The 463-nt window shown below is 34.1% G+C and carries 1 protein-coding gene; it reads left to right on the top strand.

The window, feature by feature from the left end; translation table 11 throughout:
* The coding region (locus U860_RS0129800; protein ID WP_029953191.1) for an IS4 family transposase at window positions 1–463 on the top strand (463 nt) is incomplete at both ends.

Raw genomic sequence — 463 nt, 5'->3', positions numbered from 1 at the left:
TATATTCGTGACTTAGGATATTTCCGTTTACAAGACTTTAAGTCTATGCAAGACAAGCAGGGATATTATTTATCGCGTCTTAAGTTACCAACTAAAATATATAGAAAAGAGTTCGAAACAGTGGTATTTAAAACAAAACCCGCTCAATTGAGACCGGTATATATACAAATTCATTTGGAAGACATCATGAAACAATTACAACCTGGACAAGTGTATGAATTACATGATGTATATGTAGGGAGTAAAGACAAACTGCCTACTCGTATTGTGGTTTATAAATGTACAGAGGAGCAAAAACAGAAACGCCTACGTGACCGAGCTATTCGCGAAAAGAAAAAAGGAATTACATATACAGAGCGTACGAAACTTTTACAAGGTATTACGGTATATATGACAAACATTCCTATGGAATGGGTACCAAAAGAGAAAATTTATGATTTATATTCACTACGTTGGCAAATTG

The organism is Bacillus sp. H1a (genome assembly GCF_000633475.1).
GTDB classification, from domain to species: Bacteria; Bacillota; Bacilli; order Bacillales; family Bacillaceae_G; genus Bacillus_A; species Bacillus_A paramycoides.
This window is presented reverse-complemented; position numbering and strand designations above follow the sequence as displayed.